The sequence below is a fragment of the Paenibacillus sp. 32352 genome, assembly GCF_002042965.1.
GTDB classification, from domain to species: Bacteria; Bacillota; Bacilli; order Paenibacillales; family NBRC-103111; genus Paenibacillus_S; species Paenibacillus_S vulneris.
Map to the genome: position 1 here is coordinate 1 of NZ_MZNT01000040.1, position 496 is coordinate 496.

Genomic DNA, 496 nt, shown 5'->3' on the forward strand with positions numbered 1-496 from the left:
ATTGACGTCCCACAACCCCAGAGGGCAAGCCCCCTGGTTTGGGCTGTTCCGCTTTCGCTCGCCGCTACTGACGGAATCACTATTGTTTTCTTCTCCTGAGGGTACTTAGATGTTTCAGTTCCCCTCGTATGCCTCTGCACATCCTATGTATTCAGATGTGAGTAACTGAGTATTACCTCAGCTGGGTTCCCCCATTCGGACATCCCCGGATCAAAGCCTGCTTACGGCTCCCCGAGGCGATATCGTCGTTCGCCACGTCCTTCTTCGGCTCCTAGCGCCTAGGCATCCTCCGTGTGCTCTTATTAGCTTAACCATGCTAATACACGTTGTATTGCTCTACGCATTTGTATTTCTGTATCTAGTTTTCAAGGAACAATCGCTCCCGCCCAACAGCAGGAAGACTATCTTAACATGCTGTACTAACCGATGCAAGCATCAAGTTTTTCCAGCAAGCTTGAGAGTATTTCGGGGCTCCCCGGAAAGTATTAGGAATACG

General features: G+C 50.0%; 1 rRNA gene. It reads right to left on the minus strand.

Going from position 1 to position 496, the window contains the following annotated elements:
- Positions 1 to 313, minus strand: a 23S ribosomal RNA gene (locus B1728_RS35495); the annotation flags it as partial.
- Between the last annotated feature and the right edge of the window lie 183 nt (positions 314 to 496).